General features: G+C 64.0%; 13 protein-coding genes. 4 read left to right on the top strand and 9 right to left on the bottom strand.

All coding sequences use genetic code 11. From position 1 onward, the window contains the following. Positions 1–81: 81 nt before the first annotated feature. From EA472_RS14180 to EA472_RS14210, 7 genes are all read right to left on the bottom strand, one after another. Positions 82–954: an FAD binding domain-containing protein gene (locus EA472_RS14180; protein ID WP_124192174.1), complete on the bottom strand. Its 873-nt coding sequence runs from the start codon at positions 952–954 to the stop codon at positions 82–84. Continuing rightward, the gene (locus EA472_RS14185) at positions 954–3,362 is read right to left on the bottom strand and encodes a xanthine dehydrogenase family protein molybdopterin-binding subunit (RefSeq protein ID WP_124192175.1); all 2,409 of its coding nucleotides are present in this window, start codon (positions 3,360–3,362) and stop codon (positions 954–956) included. Before EA472_RS14185 ends, EA472_RS14180 begins: the two co-directional genes overlap by 1 nt. Further along, a complete protein-coding gene (locus tag EA472_RS14190) occupies positions 3,359–3,853 on the bottom strand; it encodes a (2Fe-2S)-binding protein (RefSeq protein ID WP_124192176.1) in 495 nt (164 codons plus the stop codon). Before EA472_RS14190 ends, EA472_RS14185 begins: the two co-directional genes overlap by 4 nt. 169 nt (positions 3,854–4,022) lie before the next feature. Continuing rightward, a complete protein-coding gene (locus EA472_RS14195) occupies positions 4,023–5,333 on the bottom strand; it encodes an aminotransferase family protein (protein WP_124192177.1) in 1,311 nt (436 codons plus the stop codon). Between the two features lie 78 nt (positions 5,334–5,411). Then, on the bottom strand, positions 5,412–6,137 hold the full coding sequence (locus EA472_RS14200) for an SDR family NAD(P)-dependent oxidoreductase (protein ID WP_124192178.1): 726 nt from the start codon (positions 6,135–6,137) through the stop codon (positions 5,412–5,414). 105 nt (positions 6,138–6,242) lie between these two features. Further along, positions 6,243–7,115 (bottom strand): VOC family protein, encoded by an 873-nt coding sequence (locus tag EA472_RS14205; protein WP_165874897.1) that lies wholly within the window; start codon positions 7,113–7,115, stop codon positions 6,243–6,245. Positions 7,116–7,195: 80 nt separating this feature from the next. Continuing rightward, positions 7,196–8,191, bottom strand: coding sequence for an amidohydrolase family protein (locus EA472_RS14210; RefSeq protein WP_124192180.1), 996 nt, complete (start codon positions 8,189–8,191; stop codon positions 7,196–7,198). Between the two features lie 110 nt (positions 8,192–8,301). Here EA472_RS14210 and EA472_RS14215 point away from each other — a divergent pair, with 110 nt between their 5' ends. Continuing rightward, positions 8,302–9,495 (top strand): MFS transporter, encoded by a 1,194-nt coding sequence (locus EA472_RS14215; protein WP_124192181.1) that lies wholly within the window; start codon positions 8,302–8,304, stop codon positions 9,493–9,495. Between the two features lie 42 nt (positions 9,496–9,537). Here the strand turns inward: EA472_RS14215 and EA472_RS14220 are convergent, their stop codons facing one another. Next, positions 9,538–10,503, bottom strand: a complete 966-nt coding sequence (locus tag EA472_RS14220; protein WP_124192182.1) for an asparaginase — start codon at positions 10,501–10,503, stop codon at positions 9,538–9,540. A gap of 132 nt (positions 10,504–10,635) precedes the next feature. On the opposite strand from EA472_RS14220, the gene EA472_RS14225 reads away from it, so the two are divergent. Further along, entirely contained in the window at positions 10,636–11,808 is a 1,173-nt protein-coding gene (locus EA472_RS14225) for a pyridoxal phosphate-dependent aminotransferase (RefSeq protein WP_124192183.1), read from the top strand. Between the two features lie 138 nt (positions 11,809–11,946). On the opposite strand, the gene thrC is transcribed toward EA472_RS14225, so the two are convergent. Continuing rightward, positions 11,947–13,086 carry a threonine synthase gene (gene thrC, locus EA472_RS14230; RefSeq protein WP_165874898.1) on the bottom strand — a complete coding sequence of 380 codons (1,140 nt, stop codon included), beginning with the start codon at positions 13,084–13,086 and terminating at the stop codon, positions 11,947–11,949. A 182-nt stretch (positions 13,087–13,268) separates the two neighbouring features. On the opposite strand from thrC, the gene EA472_RS14235 reads away from it, so the two are divergent. After that, positions 13,269–14,993: a thiamine pyrophosphate-dependent enzyme gene (locus tag EA472_RS14235; protein WP_124192185.1), complete on the top strand. Its 1,725-nt coding sequence runs from the start codon at positions 13,269–13,271 to the stop codon at positions 14,991–14,993. A gap of 247 nt (positions 14,994–15,240) precedes the next feature. Continuing rightward, entirely contained in the window at positions 15,241–16,746 is a 1,506-nt protein-coding gene (locus tag EA472_RS14240; RefSeq protein WP_124192186.1) for an aldehyde dehydrogenase family protein, read from the top strand. Positions 16,747–16,774: the final 28 nt, after the last annotated feature.

Genomic DNA, 16,774 nt, shown 5'->3' on the forward strand with positions numbered 1-16,774 from the left:
CGTCGGCCACTCGAGAAAACGCCGGCGCTGGTCGATCGGACGGCGTCGAAAAAACGATCGACCGGGCGGTCGGCTTTCGGTCTACAGCTGCGAGACGGCTCGCGTCAGCGCGCGCTTCGAGTACACCTTCAACTTCTGTTCGCGGAACTCGGGCGACGCGTCCTGATCGCTCATCATCATCGCCGTGTTTAGCGATTCACCGGCGCGTTCGGCGGCAGCCTCTACCGCCGCCTCGGTTGCTTCGCTTCCTTCGAGGGCCTCCTCGACGGCCGACAGTCGGGACGGCCGGTCCATCGCGCCGTTTGCCGTAACGGCGGCGTCGACGATCGTTCCGTCGTCGGCTTCGAGGACGACCGCGACGCCGACGATCGCGTACCCCGACGCCGGGCTGCGATCCTTCTCGTAGGTGCTCACGGCGTTCGGACCGTGTGCCGGTACCGTAATCGAGGTGACGAGCTCCGCCGGACCGACGTCGGTTTCGTACATTCCGTAGAAGAACTCGTCCGCGTCGACCGTTCGATCCCCGTCGGAGCCGGTGATCGTGACCGATCCGCCGTGTGCGAGCAGCGCCGCGGGCAGGTCCGAGGCGGGGTCGGCGTGGGCGATGTTCCCGCCGACGGTTCCGCGGTTTCTGACCTGCCTGTCGCCGATGTTCTCCGCGGCTTCCGCGAAGGCCGTCGCCTCGTCGTGGAGTTCGTCGGATTTCGCGACCGGTGCGTAGTTGGTCGTCGCACCGATCTCGAAGCCGTCGTCGGTTCGCTCGATTCCCGACAGTTCCGAGAGTCGGCTGATATCGATCAACAGATCTGGGGTAGCGAGCCCGGTCTTCATCATCGGGATCAGGCTGTGGCCGCCTGCGAGCACCTTGACGTCGCGGTCGTCGTTCGTTTCGAGCAACTCGACCGCGTGTTCCGCGCTCTCGGCCGTCTCGTGGTCGAACTGTGGCGGGTACATTACTGCTCACCTCCTTTCTCGACCGCACGCCAGACTTTCTCCGGCGTCGCGGGTAGTTCGACGTGATCGACGCCGAACGGCTCGAGCGCGTCGACGACGGCGTTGACGAGTGCCGTCGGCGCGGGGATCGTTCCCGCTTCACCGATTCCTTTCAATCCGAGCTCGTTCGTCGGCGACGGCGTCACCGTACACTCGACGTCGTAGTCCGGTAGCTGGTTCGCCTTCGGAAGCGCGTAGTCCATGAGGGTTCCGGAGACCAGCGAGGCGTTGTCGTCGTACTTGCCCTCCTCGAACAGCGCCGGACCGAGGCCCTGTGCGATGCCGCCGTGGATCTGTCCCTTCACGATCTGGGGGTTGATCTGTTCGCCGCAGTCGTCGACGGCGACGTACTCGAGAAAGTCGATCTCGCCGCTTTCCGGATCGACCTCGACGATACAGACCTGCGAGCCGAACGGAATCGTCGGCGCGTCCGGATCGAAGAACGTCGTCGCGTCGAGGCCGGGTTCCATCCCGTCCGGGATGGCGTTCGCCTGGTGGGCCTCGTGGGCGATTTCGGCCATCGAGATCGAGCGCTCCGGAGCGCCCTTGATGGAGAACTCCCCGTCCTCGAAGACGACGTCGTCCTCGTCGGCTTCGAACTGGTGGGCGGCGATTTTGGTCGCCTTCTCCACGATCTTCTCGGCGCTTTTCGCCATCGCGTTACCGCCGACGACCGCGCTTCGGCTTGCGAACGCGCCGGTTCCCTGCGGAACCTGATCGGTGTCGCCCTGGATCACTTCGACGTCCTCGTAGGGGACGCCGAGTTCCTCCGCGACGACCTGTGCGAACGCGGTCTTGTGACCTTGTCCCTGATCCGCGGTGCCCGAGTACGCCGTCACCGTACCCGAGGGGTGGAACCTGATCAACGAACTCTCGTGGAACGTCGGCAACGGTCCCGGAACTCCCGGCTTCGAGGGGCCGAGACCCGTGAGTTCGACGAACGAGGCGATGCCGATTCCGACGTAGCGGTCCTCGTCGCGCAGCTCTTTCTGTCGCTGTCGGTACTGATCGTAGTCTGCGATTTCGAGCGCTTTCTCGAGCGTTTTCTCGTAGTCGCCGCTGTCGTAGACCATGTTCCCCACCGTTTCGGCGTACGGGAACTCCTCCGGGGGGATGAAGTTCCGCCGGCGAATCTCGGCCGAATCGATGTCGAGGTCCCTGGCAGCCATCTCGAGCAGCCGCTGGATGACGAACGTCGCTTCCGGCTGTCCCGCGCCGCGGTATGCGTCGACCGGCGACGTGTTGGTGAACGTCCCGATGACGTTCACTCGCATCGCCGGAACGTCGAACGGTCCGGGGAGCATCATCCCGTACGATCCGGTGGGGATCAGCGGCGCGTGCGTCGACACGTACGCGCCGAGAGCCGCGTGGGTGTCGGCCTGTAGCCCGAGAATGGTTCCGTCGTCGTCGAGGGCCATCGACGCTTCGGTGACGTGGCCGCGGGCGTGGGCGTCCGTCATGTGTGCCTCGGATCGCTTCTGCACCCACTTCACCGGCCGCTCGAGTTCCATCGAACACCAGGACGTGAGCGCCTCCTCCGGGTAGTGGTGGATCTTGACGCCGAACCCGCCGCCGACTTCGGGGGCGACGATCCGGATCTTGTGTTCCGGATAGTCGAGCGTGTTCGAGAGCCAGAGCCGATGGTGGTGTGGGTTCTGGCTCGTCATCTCGACGGTGAGCTTCTCGGTCAGCGGATCGAAGTCCGCGATGGTCGCCCGCGGCTCGATCGCGTCCGGGATCACCCGGGGATGCTCGAGTTCGATGTCGACCGTGTGGTCCGCGGACTCGAACGCCTCGTCGACGGCCTCCGGATCGCCGAGTTCCCAGTCGAAGATGACGTTGTCGGGTGCACCTTCGTAGAGGGCGGGAGCGTCGTCCTCGGTCGCTTCGGCCGGATTCGCGACGGCATCGAGTCGCTCGTACTCGACGTCGACCAGTTCGGTCGCGTCGTTGGCGACGTAGCGGTCGGTCGCCACCACGACGGCGACCGGATGGCCCTGGTGGAGGGCCCGGTCGCCCGCGAGCAGCGGGTAATCGGGCAGGAACATCTCGGCCGGACCGGCCTCCATCGGCCAGTTCTCTTTGGGCACCATCATTCCGATCGACTCGAGCGTCCCCGGCAGGTCGCTCTCGGCGAGATCTTCCGGCGTCAGGACGAGCTCGACGTCCTCGTGGGCCTCGGCCTCGCTCGCGTCCACGCGTTCGACCTTCGCGTGCCCGTACGGGCAACGGACGACGGACATGTGGAGCATGCCGTCGTGCGTGATGTCGTCCGTGTACTTCGCCTCGCCGGTCAACAGCGACGGATCTTCGCGGCGATCGAGTGCGGCTCCGAGAACCCCTCCGTCGGGTCCCTCGTCGTCGGTCATCGTGCCTCCTCCGTCGCGAGCTTGTCGGCCGCCTCCTCGACGGCGTTGACGATGTTGTGGTAGCCGGTACACCGACAGATGTTCCCCTCGAGCGCCTCCCGGATCTCCTCGCGGGTCGGGTCCGGGTTTTCCTCGAGGAACGAGGCGGTCGAAAGCAACATGCCGGGCGTACAGTAGCCACACTGCAGTCCGTGTTCTTCCTGGAAGCTCCGCTGGATGGGGTGGAGCTCGTCGTCGTCACCCAGCCCTTCGACCGTCTGAATCTCCGCACCGTCGGCCTGGACCGCCAGAACGGTACACGATTTCACGACGTCTCCGTCCAGACGAACCGTACACGCCCCACAGAGCGTACTTTCGCAACCGACTTTCGGGCCGGTGTAACCGAGTTCTTCTCTGAGCGCGTGGACGAGCAACGTCCGGGGCTCGACCTCGAGTTCGTGTTCGGAACCGTTGACCGTTACGTCGACGGTAGTTGTGTTTTGCGCTGTCACATGGAGCAATAGCGAGAATGCGGTGATAATGTTTGTGGTGAGCGCCTGATACGGATCGTTGTACCGATTTGCCGGTGCAAGCGCGGCCCCCCTTCGGTTGACCGGCACCGACGGACAACGGACCGTCTGTGCCCGCCACGACCGATCCCGTCACCGTCACGGGGCGGCGTTATCCGAACACCGCCTCGAGACCGATCTCGAGGGCTTCGATCACGCGATCGACGTCGTCCCGGTCGACACAGAACGGCGGCGCGAGGATGAGCTGGGTCGACGGCCGGCCAGGCAGCGTGAGGACGCCTTCGTCGGCCATCCGATCCGCGACGGCGTCGACCGGATTCTCCCCGGCGTCGACTCTCGGATCGACGAACGGCCTCCCGGTTTCCGGATCGACGATCGGCAGACCGAACAGCAGTCCCCGTCCCCGAACGTCGGCCACGACGTCGTGATCCGATTCGACCCCCCGTAGCCGCCGCTCGAGGTACGGACCGACGTCGTTGACGGCGTCCAGCCCCCATTCATCGTACTCGTCGATGGCCGCGATCCCCGCCGAACAGGAGAGCGCGTGGCCCCCGAACGTCTGGCCGAGCTCGACTCCCTCGCGGCGAACCCACGAGCCGATTTCCTCGGAAACGGTGACGCCCGCGAGCGGAGCGTGTGCGCTCGTGACGCCTTTCGCGAAACTCATCAGGTCCGGCTCGATCCCCTCGGTCTGGTGTGCGAACCACTCGCCGCACCGCCCGAACCCGGTGAGCACCTCGTCCGCGACGAGCAGGATGTCGTACTCGTCACAGAGCGATCTGACGCGCTCGAAGTAGCCGGGCGGTGGCGCGTACGCCCCGCTGCTGCCGCCGACGACCTCCGTGAGCAGCGCCGCGATCGAGTCGGGTCCCTCGTTGCGGATGACGAACTCGAGGTGAGCAATCGCCCGGTCAGCGAGCTCGTCCGGATCGTCGACGTCGAACGCTTCGGGGGAGAGGGGTGGCAGGAATTTTGCGGAACCGGGCACGCCGACCGTCGACGAGAGGGCGGTTCGCGTCGCCGTGTCTCCACCCAGCGTTCCGGTTCCGAGCGTCGTTCCGTGATAGGACCGATACCGCGTGAGTACGGTCGGGGCGTCCGTCATCGCCCGTGCCAGGTGGACGGCGACCTCGTTCGCTTCGCTTCCCGACACCGAGAAGAACACGTCGCTGTGGCGTTCGGGACCGACGGCGAGTATCCGGTCGGCGAGTTCCGTTCTGACGTCGTTGTGCGACCCCGGCGAGACGAATTGCACCCGTTCTAGCTGCTCGCTCATCGCCGCCGCGATCCGGTCGTTGCTGTGCCCGAGATTGACACAACAGAGTTGCGACAGCGCGTCGAGATACGTCCGCCCGTCTGCGTCCGTGACGTACGCTCCGTCCCCGTCGACGATCGTCGGTACGTCGACGCCGGGGTGGTGCCAGTGCGATAGCACGTCCGATCGTTGGCTCGACTCAACCATGTTCCTGTGTTTCGCTCGGCTGTCAAAAAGATAGCGCCGGTTTTTCACCGACGTCTCCGCGGACGCAGGTTCCGTCCGTCAGTAGTTGACGAATCCACCGTCCACGTTCAGCGCCTGTCCGGTGACGATTCCGCTCTCTTCGGTTGCGAGGTAGCTAACCGCGCTGGCGATATCCGATGGAGTGACTCGTCGGTCGAGATCCTGTTGGTCGACGATCGCGTCCCAGAACTCCTCGCCGGCCTGTAGCGAGGCCGGTGACGTCGTCAACCCGGGCATGACCGCGTTCACCCGGATCCCGTCATCGCCGAGTTCGGTCGCCATCGAGCGCGTCAGTCCGAGCACCGCCGCCTTCGACGCCACGTAGTGGAGAAAGCCCGGCACGCCCGTTACCGCCACGTTCGAGGAGATGTTCACGATCGATCCTCCCTCCGACATCCGTGTGATCGCGGCCTTCGACGTGAGAAAGACGCCCGTGACGTTGACGTCGAACACCCGCTCCCACTCCTCGCGTTCGATCTCGTCGAAGCGCTTTTTGTCCGTAACGAGGGGCTCGAAGTAGCCCGCGTTGTTGACGAGGACGTCCACCGAGAGACCGTCGAACGCCTCCTCGAGGGACTCCTCGTTCGTAACGTCTGCTCGTCGGTACTCTGCGCTTCCACCCGCCTCGCGAATCGACTCGATCGTTTCCGCCGCGTCCTGAACGTCGAAGACGACGACGTGGAATCCATCTGCGGCGAGCGTTTCGCTGATTTCCCGTCCGATTCCAACTGCACCGCCGGTAACGACTGCCGCTCGATCCGACATACGGCTATAACTAGTGATGGGTGACGTATTATCCTGCCGAAAAGGGTGTTCGTCCGTCGGCGTTTCATCCCCCTCCACGATCCGAGGGACGCAGTTCGTGGTCGATTAGGATCCTTCGGAGAAGGATTCCGGCGGCGTAATTCCGCCCCAGGAGGTGAACGTGAACGTCTCTTCCCGATGGACGGTGTCCGTCTCCGGCGGCAACGCCGTCATCTCGGTGCTGAGTTCGATACGGTTTCCGGTCGGCGTCCAGAAGTACGCGAAGATGTTGTTTCCGGCTCGGTGTCGACTCATCGCCGACTCCATTTCGACGTCGTTGCGGGCGAGTTCGTCGATCATCGTCTTCATGTGATCGACGCTCGGGAACGTAAAGGAGATGTGGTGGAGGTTGTAGTCCGGAGTATCCGTGATCGTAAACGCGACGTCGTGGTGGTAGTCGCCAAAGCGCGTGAAGACGAGTTCGTAGTGTCCCTCGTCGGGATCGCGCTGAATCTCCGAGACGTCGAAGTCGAGGACGTCCTTCACGAACTCCACGTCCGACTCGACGTCGTTCGAACAGAGGTTGACGTGGTCGAAATCCGTGGGGGTGAACGCCGACCGCTCCGGAAGGCCGGTGTCGTTGACCTGAAGGTACCGCTCGACGTCGACGACGAGCAGTTCGTAGTCGATACCCGTCGGGCTCGTCACCGTGAGCCCGCGCCGGTCGCCCGGCTCCTCGTCGCCGGTGTACTCGTAGTCGACCCCGTCCTCCTCGAACCGTCGTTCGAACTCGTCGAACTGATCGTCGGTAATCCGAATCGCGACGTGGTCGAGGCCGGTGCCCCCCTCGGTCACACCGAGGTCGAACCGGTCGTCGAGTCCGCAACCCAGGTAGACAGTGTCGTCGTTTCGATCGATCTCGATCAGTCCCAGCTGTTCCGTGTAAAACTCGACTGCAGCGTCCAAATCGGTCACTCGGACGACTGCGTGCTCTGTCATCTGAACCATGGTCTGGTACGAAGACGATTCGTCGGTTCGTATATAAAACTCCCTGTCTCGTCCCGGATCGGTAGAACCGATCAGATGTTGAGAAGGATCTCCTCGAGGTTCTCCGACATGAGCGCGGCCTCGCTCTCGGCCGAGAGCTCGAGTTCCGCGATCTGATCCTGGGTGGTGGCCGGGCTGTCTTTGGGTCCGAACGGGAAGTCCGAGCCGAAAACGAGACGGTCACCCACGAGGTCGTGGGTCATCTCCATCGCTCGCGGGAACGTCATGGCCGTGTCGTACCAGAAATCGTCGAGGTACGACGGCGGATGTCGATCGAGCGTCGTGATCTGGTGTTCCGCGAACGCCGGATCGTTCTCGCTGTAGAGGAACTCGAGGCGGCGACGGATGTACGGCAACGTTCCACCGAGGTGCGAGAGGATGATCTCGAGGTCGTCGTAGGCTTCCATGAATCCCGAGTAGATCATGTACGAGGCGACGAGCGCGGTGTCGGTCGGGAACCCGACCATGCTCTCGGTGTAGTAGCGGGTCATTCGCTCTTTTCCTGCCGGGTTCGTCGGGTGGATGAACACCGGCACGTTCCGGTCGTTCGCGTGCTCGAAGAACGGGCGGAACGGTTCCTCGGAGAGGTACTGTCCGAAGACGTTCGAGTCGAGACAGACTCCCTGCAGTCCGAGATCGTCGATCGCCCGATCGAGTTCTTCGATGGCCGCGTCTGCGTCGACCAGCGGAACGCTCGCGTAGCCGTACAGTCTGTCGGGATGTTGTTCGTGAATCTCCGCCAGGTTATCGTTGACGATCCGTGAGAACGCACCGTACACCGACGGCTGTTTCAGGTACTCCGCGTCGATGAACGACTCCGGGGACGGGAACGAGAGGACGGCGCTCTCCTGTCCCCACTCGTCCATCATCTCGACTCGCTCGTCGGCTTCCTCGGTCGTAAATCCGAGATCCTCGGATTCGTAGAAGGATTTGATCGACGCGTGCGAGCCGATCTCGTCGACGATCATCTCGTTCAACTCGTCCATCATCGACTGGCCGAAGTAGTGAATATGGGTATCCATTACCATATATCGCAAGAGGCAGGTTCTGACCGTATAGTTTTTTCGGGCCGTGGCGATCCTACCGACGATCGACTCGAGGAACACCGTTATTATCACCCACTCGAAACGGGTAGCGCATGACGGCTCTGCTCGAGCGCCGCTGGAGAGTGATGGTCGCCCTCTGGCTCGTATTGGTGTCGATGTCCGCCTACGAGATCGTTCCCGCGAGCGTTCTGTTGCTCATCATCGAGGACCTCTCGATTTCGGCGTCCGCGGCGAGCTGGCTCATCAGCGTACAACTGCTCGCGATGGCGCTTCTGGCTATTCCGGCGGGAATGATCCTCGATCAACGGGACAACCGCTTCATCTCGCTCGTCGCGGTCTGTGCACTCTTCGGGGCCGCAGTCTGGTCGTGGTGGGCCGCGGTCGGCGGGGAGTACTACTCCCTTTTGGCCTCCAGACTCTTCGGCGGCGTCGCCGCCGTCGTCCTCTGGACGGCGAGCGTGAACGTCGTCAGCGGCGTCTTCGCCGACGATCGACAGGCCACTGCGGTCGGCTTCGTCTCGACGGCCATCCCCGCGGGATTCGTCTTCGGGCAGCTGTTCGGTCCCCAGATCGCGACCGCCTACGGATGGGAGATGACGTTCCCGATCCTGGCTGCTCCCGCGGTCGTCATGATGGCCGTGTTCGCTCTCGATAGCCGATCCGTTTCGCCGGCGGCCACCGGCCGCCAGGCACCGGTCTGGAGCGAGTTCAGAACCCTCTTTCGTAACCGCAACGTGCTTCTCGTCTCCGTCATGGGGTTTCTCGCGCTCTCGCTCAGTATGTTCTACAACAGCTGGCTCCCGAGCTTTCTCGTCGACCAGTTCGGCTTCTCGCTCGCCGGAAGCGGAATGCTCGCAGCAATTTTTCCCGCGATCGGAATCGTCGCCCGCGCCGCGAGCGGCCCCATCTCGTTTCGCCTCTTCGGCGGCCGGCGTCAACCCGTCGTCGTCGCTTCGTTTGCGGTTCTCCTGCCGACGACCGTCGTCATCGCGTACGTCGGGCGGGGGGCGATTCTGTACGTACTGCTCGTGCTCGCCGGATTTTTCACCCAGTTCGGCATCGCGTTGATGTACACGTACGTCCGGGAGTTCGCGGCAAAAAACGTCGTCGCGACGGCGCTCGCGATCCTCAACGCGCTGGGGTTTTTCGGCGCGTTTACCGCCCCCATCATCGCCGGCGTTCTCATCGATCAGACCGACTCGTACGTCGCAGCGTTCGGCTACGCGAGTGCGCTCGCGTTACTCGGCCTCGCCCTCGCCCTCCGGACCCCCGAACCGGTGCGATGACGTCCGAAAAACCGCAACCCGGTGGCGGCGTCCGCCGCCCGGTCAGGGTCGTTCGAAGACGACGTCGAGCGAGTCGGCGGCCAGTGCCACGATCGTCTCGATCCTCGTCTTCTGCACGTTTTCCGACGCGAAATAGCAATCCAGCTTCCGAAGCGTCTCTTCGCTTCCCCGGAATCCGTAGGTGTGTCGTGCGAGACGCCCCTCGGGACAGCGCGTCGTCGCGATCAACGGGACGCCGTTCCCGGCGACCGACTCGAGCGGTTCGATGATCGACGGTGGAATGTGGCCCGCCCCCGTCGCTGCGAAACACAGCGCCTCTGCGTCGGCCGCCGCCTCGATCTGTGCGATCGGCATGTCCGCCGTCACCGTCACCGCGTGGACGTCGTTCGTGATCCGATCCGGATCGGGGTCGAGCGCCGGCGGTCGACTCGCGCGTTCTCGAAACCAGACGACGCGATCCTCGTCGATCGCGCCCAGCGGCCCCACCTCGGGAGAGCGGAACGTGTCGACGTTCATCGAGTTCGTCTTCGTGACGTCCGCAGCGGCGTGGATTCGGTCGTTGAAACAGACCAGCGCACCGCGCTCTTCGGCGCTCTCGTCGGCGGCCGTTCGAACGCTCGCCAGCAGATTGGCGGGACCGTCCGGACTCGGGAGCGACGGGTTGCGCATCGCACCGGTAAAGACGACCGGCGTCTCGCCGTCGTACCAGCAGTCGACGAAGTACGCCGACTCCTCGAGGACGTCCGTACCCTGTGTGACGACGACTCCGTCTACCTCTTCGTCGGCGTCGTACGCTTCGATCTCGGACGCGAGTTCGGCCATCTGCTCGATTTCGAAGTAGGCGCTCGGAACGTTCGAGAAATCGCGCGTACGCAACGACGCGACGTCGCCCAGCTCCGGAACGCTCGCGATCAAGTTCTCCGCCGTCAGTTCGGGCGCAGCTCCGTCCTCACCGTCGTCTTCGGTCGATGCGATCGTGCCGCCGGTCGAGACGATTACGACTGTCACGACTCCGTATCGGTGGGATTCGACAATCAACGTTGCGGATTCGGACTCTTTCGACCCGGACGCGACGTCGGACACCGGTGGCCTGCAGGCTCGCACCGATTGCTATAAGGTAATTCAGCCGACTTGTAGCGTATGGCCGGACCACCACTCGCGGATCGAGCCACCGGGTTCGAGGGATCGCAGATTCGGGTCATGTTCGACCTCGCAAACGAGTCCGACAGCGACGATCTCGTCCGACTCGAGATCGGCGAACCGGACTTTCACACCCCTGAACACGTCGTCGAGGCCGCCTACGAGGCGGCGATGGCCGGCGAGACTCACTATACGTCGACGCTCGGCCTGCCGGAGTTGCGAGTAGCGATCGCGGAAAAACTCGAGCGCGAGAACGGCGTCTCCGTCGACCCCGCTTCCGAGCTACTGATCACCATGGGCGGTATCGAGGCGGTCTACCTCGCGTTACTGGTTTCCGCGAATCGCGGTGACCGCGTCCTCATTCCGGAACCGCGCTGGCCAAACTACGAGATGCAAGCCGAACTGATCGGCGCGACTCCCGTCCGGGTCCCGCTCTCGGGCGATGACGGGTTCGCGCTCGATCCCGATCGACTGATCGAGGAGATCGACGACGACACGGGTGCGATCGTGTTGACGACCCCGTCCAATCCGACCGGGCGGGTGTACGACGCCGACGCGGTTCGCGCGGTCACCGAAGCGGCGGCCGACCACGACGCGTTCGTCATCTCCGATGCGATCTACGAACGGCTCGTCTTCGACGAGGCGGCACAGACGGTCGCCGCGGCGACTGACAGTCCGGCGAACGTCATCGAGGTCAACTCCTTCTCGAAGGGGTACGCGATGACCGGCTGGCGCATCGGCTGGCTCGCCGCCAAACCCGAGGTCGTCAGCGCCGCTCAGCAGCTCCGTCAGTGTCTGAGTCTCTGTCCCAACACGATCTCACAGTACGCGGCGATCGCGGCCCTGACCGGCCCCCAGGAACCGTTCGACGAGATGCGCGACGCGTACGCCGAGCGTCGCGACGTCGTCGTCGATCGAATCGCGGACATCCCCGAACTCTCGTGTGCGCGTCCGGAGGGTGCGTTCTACGCGATGGTCGACGCGACGGCACTCGAGCGCCCCAGTCTCGAGATGTCCAAGGAGTTGTTGACGGAACACGACGTCGTAACGACGCCCGGTTCCGCGTTCGGTCCCGCCGCAAACGGATACATCCGACTGAGCTTCGCAAACAGCATCGAGCGACTCGAGACCGGCTTCGATCGGATCGAGTCGTACGTTCGCTCACGGCGATAACCGAATATCGGTTCGATCGATCGACCGGTTCGCGCCCACGACGTCGAGTATCGGTACGAGCAGATCTGGTGAAACTCGTGTCCGACACACTCGAGAGCGGTCTGCGGTCGTGGCGGTACATCGCCACACCAGTCCGTCTCAGTATAACGACTCGGTTACGGCGGTCGCGTCGAACGCCACGGTATCGACGTCGTCGACGGCGTCTTCGACCGGCCCGACGTGTTTGTGACCGCTTCCGGTAACGGTGAGAACGACGGTATCGTCGTCGCCGACGACTCCGTCGGAAACGAGGCGCTCGAGCGCCGGCACCACCGAGGCCGCCGCCGGCTCGGCCCAGACGCCGGTACGCTGGGCGAGTTCGCGCTCGCCGGCGAGAATCTCTTCGTCAGAGACAGCGACGGCGGTTCCGCCGCTTTCGCGGACCGTCTCGAGCGCGTGACGGCCGGAAAATGCGGCGTCGATTCCGGACGCGATCGTCTCCGGCTCCACCTCGACGGGCTCGTCCGTTCCGCGCTCGATCGACTCGACGAGCGGAGCGGCCCCCGACGCCTGCACGCCGACCATCCGCGGCAAGCGGTCGAGGAGGTTCGCCGACCGTAGCTCGCGGTACCCTTTGTACTGAGCCACGATGTTGTCGCCGCCGCCGACGGGCGTCACGACGACGTCCGGTGCGGTCCATTCGAGTTGTTCCGCCACCTCGAACGAGATCGTCTTCACCCCTTCCATCGAGAGCGGGCTGAGCGGCTGGTGGGCGACCGCGAGGTAGGCCTCGAGGCGGTCCGCGACGCTCTCCAGGAAGGATTCGAACGCCGTCGCGGAGGCGTCGAATAGACCGTCGACGCGAACGATCTCCGCACCGTAGAGCGACGGTTCGAGTAGCTTTTCGTCGGGGGTATCCCCGTCGACGAGGAGGAGACAGGTGAGATTACCTCGAGCGGCGTAGTGGGCACAGGCCGTTGCGGCGTTCCCGGTCGAGGCGGTGAGAATGCGGTCTTCCCCGCTCTCGGCGGCGGCGGAGAGCATCGGCGCGAACGCCCGGTCTTTGAAGCTTCCGGTCGGATTCCGACGCTCGTCTTTCAGATAAATGGTTGCGTCGGTGCCGACGCTCGAGGCGAGACGGTCGGCCTCGATTAACGGCGTTCCTCCCTCGACTCCCGCGAGCGAGCCGTCGGAGGGGAGTCGATCCGGATACTTACCGAACAGCGTTCGGTTGTTGAGAATCCGACCGAGCCGTAACACGCCGTCGAACTCGGTTTCGAGAACGGTTTCACATTCCATACACCGACGTTCGCCGGGCCCGTCGTAGTGAACAGCACAGCGTCGACAGTACAATCGCATTGATTGTCGATATTGGTGAACCGGGTGAAAGCAATTTCGGTCATCCGCTTCTCTCGTCTCGAGAGATCCCCGACGACTACTATTAAATAGGTGTCGTGACAATTGTCTTCGACAGCGCACTCATGACAGAGACAACTGTTTCAGTCGAGACGGCCGCCGAAGGCATCCTCGAGGCGCTCAACCTCAACGGGATCGACTACGTGTTCGGTTCGCCGGGCTCGGACGACGTCCCGTTCTGGAATCACCTCGAGCAGTTCGAAGACGAGGGGCGAACGCCCGGATACGTCCAGTGTCGCCACGAAAAATTGGCGGTCGACATGGCGCGCGGATACGCGATGATGACCGGGGATCCGCAGGTCGTCAAACTCCACGTGACGGTCGGCCCGCTCAACGCTGCACTCGGTATCTGGGGTGCGTACGCGAGCGAGACGCCGATGGTGATTCTCTCGTCGTACGTTCGAGAGCACGAAGGCGAGACTGCAGGCGGTCCGTACGACCTCGATTTCCATCAACCGGGCGGACACGAGAACAACTTCCAGCGGTATCTCAAGTGGATGAGTTCGGTTGAGACGTCCGAAAGTATTGCTGACTACGTCGCCCGCGCCGTTCGTCTCGCGCGCTCGTCGCCCGGTGGACCAACCATGCTGACGCTCCCGAAGGAAGTCCCGTTCGAGGACGTCGGAGAACTCCGCATCTCCGCCGACGAACCCGCGGCGCCGACCGTTCCGTCACCGGGGACGCTGTCCGAGATCGCCGAGATCCTCGAGTCGGCCGAGCGCCCGGTCGCGATCGCCGGGGGACTCGGAAGCGACCGATCAGCGGTCGAGGCACTCGTTTCGATGGCGGAACGCCTCGAGATGGGCGTCTTCGAAACGCCGAAACTCCGCCACAGCTTCCCCATGGATCATCCGCTCTACCTCGGCAACAGCGCCTACGGCGTTCGTCACCGCGGCGACCAGGTGCTCGAAGACGCCGACGCCGTCTTCGTCGTCGATTCTCCGATTCCGTGGTATCCGCCGCGCGGGTCCGCGCCCGACGCCGACGTCGTCTTTCTCGGTACGGATCCCGTCCAGCAACGACGCGCAAACTGGGGGTATCCCGCGGACGTCGTCGCGACCGGCGATTCCGCAGCGACGCTTCCGCTGTTGCTCGATCAGCTCTCGGACGGAACTGCGGACGGCGACGGACACTGGCGGAGCCGTCACGACGAGTGGCGGGACCGATGGGCCGACAGGGTCGATGCGGGCAGCGATACCGACGCGATCGATCCCTTCCGCGCGGCGTCGACCGTCGACGAACTCGTACCCGACGACGCGATCGTCGTCAACGAGACGATCGATCACGGCTCGTGCGTATCAAACCTAATCGACGACGGCGACGACCGGCGGTACCTCTCGCCGGAACGAGAGAACGCCGGCGGACTCGGCTCCGGACTCGGTCTGGCGCTCGGTTCCAAACTGGCCGAACCGGACCGAACTGTGACGCTGCTGACGGGCGACGGCTCGTTCAACTACAACCCCGTCCAGGCGGCGTTTGGCGCGATACAGGAACACGACCTCCCCATCCTCGTCGTCATCTTCAACAACGAGGGTTACCAGGTGATGAGCGCGGCGTTCGCCAAGGATTACCCGGACAGAATGAACGTCACCGAAACGCACGGTACGCCGATTACGCCGACGCCGGACTACGCGCTCCAGGCCGAAGCCTGGGGAGCGTTCGGCGAGACGGTGACGGAACCCGACGACGTCCGGCCGACGCTCGAGCGGGCGCTCGAGGCCGTCGCGGCGGGCCGACCGGCGCTCGTCGATCTGCGGATGCCGTCGCGTCCGATCGAGGATCACCCTTAATGGGCATGCCCGTGCGGTACAGACCCGCGTCGTGCTGTTGAGCTCGTGGTCGCCGGTCTCGATCGATCCGCTTATCTGCTGGTCGATCACGTGGTTTTCGTTGGCACGGACCTTACTTACGGGAGTATGCGCGTAAAAGAAATGCACGTAATAGATCGTCATACACACCGTGAACCGCGGCAACTGCTATCAGTAAACGCGTGTCGCCCTCCCAAGAATACAAATAGAATGACGACAATCGGATGGTATGGATCTCGTCGAGATCGATCGAAGTGACCACGCTTCGGAGACGGAGCTGACGCCGGAATCGGGTTGGGAACATTGCTACATCGACGGCGAGTGGGTGCCGGCCGGCGATCGGGACCTGATCGAGGTCGAAAATCCTGCCACCGGTGAGACGATCGCGAGGGTTCCCGCTGCGACCACCGACGACGTCGACGCCGCGTACGAGGCGGCCGCATCAGCGCAGGCCGAGTGGGCCGACACGCTCCCCCAGGAGCGAGCCGAGGTTCTCGGGAAGATCAGCCACCTGATGGGCGAGTACGCGGAGGATCTCACCCACTTGATCGCCATCGAAGCCGGCGGGGTACAACTCAAAGGCGAAGTCGAGGTCGAAGTCACCCAGGGAATGATTCAGGTCAGCAGCGGATTGCCGTTCAAGGCGAGCGGTGATCAGCACGACTCGGTCATCCCGGGACGGGAGAATCTCGTCGTCCGAGAGCCGGTCGGCGTCGTCGGGATCATCACTCCCTGGAACTATCCGCTGAATCTCGCGCTCCGAGCCGTCATTCCGGCGATCGCGCTCGGAAACGCCGTCGTCCTGAAACCCGACGAACACACGCCGGTCGTCGGCGGGCTCGCGATCGCCGCGCTGCTCGAGGAGGCGGGCGTTCCGCCGGGACTGTTCAACGTCGTCACCGGCCGCGGCTCGGAGATCGGCGATCACTTCTCGTCGCATCCGACGCCCTCGGTCGTCTCCTTTACCGGCTCGACGGCGGTCGGTCGACGGGTCGCGAAAAACGCCGCCGAGCAGCTCCACCTGCCACAGCTCGAACTGGGCGGTAACTGCCCGCACGTGGTTACGGAGCAGGCCGACCTCGACCTCGCGGTCGACGCCGCGATGCTCGGAACCTTCATCAATCAGGGCCAGGGCTGCATCTCGATCAACCGCCACCTCGTCCACGAGTCGCTGTACGACGACTACGTCGACCAACTCGCGAGCCGGGCGGCCGAACTGCCGATCGGCGATCCGCGCGATCCCGACGTCGTAATCGGTCCCATCAGTTACGAGGAGCAACACGCGACCGTCGGCGAGTTCCTCGAGCGAACGATAGCGGAGGGTGCCACCGTCGAGACCGGCGGAACTGCCGAGTGGCCGTACATCGAACCGACGGTCCTCTCGGGCGTCACCAACGAGATGTCCGCGGCGTGTAACGAGCACTTCGGCCCGATCGCGCCGGTCATCCCGTTCGAAACCGACGACGAAGCGGTCGAACTGGCGAACGATACCGAGTACGGACTCGCCGCGTCCGTTCACTCGCGCGACCTGGGTCACGCACGCGACATCGCCGATCGGATCGACGCGGGAATGGTCCACATCAACGATCAGCCGACGAACGACGAGCCCCACATGCCCTTCGGTGGGACGAAGGCGTCCGGCCTCGGTCGATTCAACGACCGCTGGGTCATGGACGAGTACACCGAACCCAAGTGGATCTCGGTCCAGCGGGAAGATCGGGACTATCCGCTTTAACCGAGCCGACCGCACCTCTAGGATATCA

Source organism: Natrarchaeobius oligotrophus (genome assembly GCF_003841465.1).
In the GTDB taxonomy this organism is placed as follows: Archaea; Halobacteriota; Halobacteria; order Halobacteriales; family Natrialbaceae; genus Natrarchaeobius; species Natrarchaeobius oligotrophus.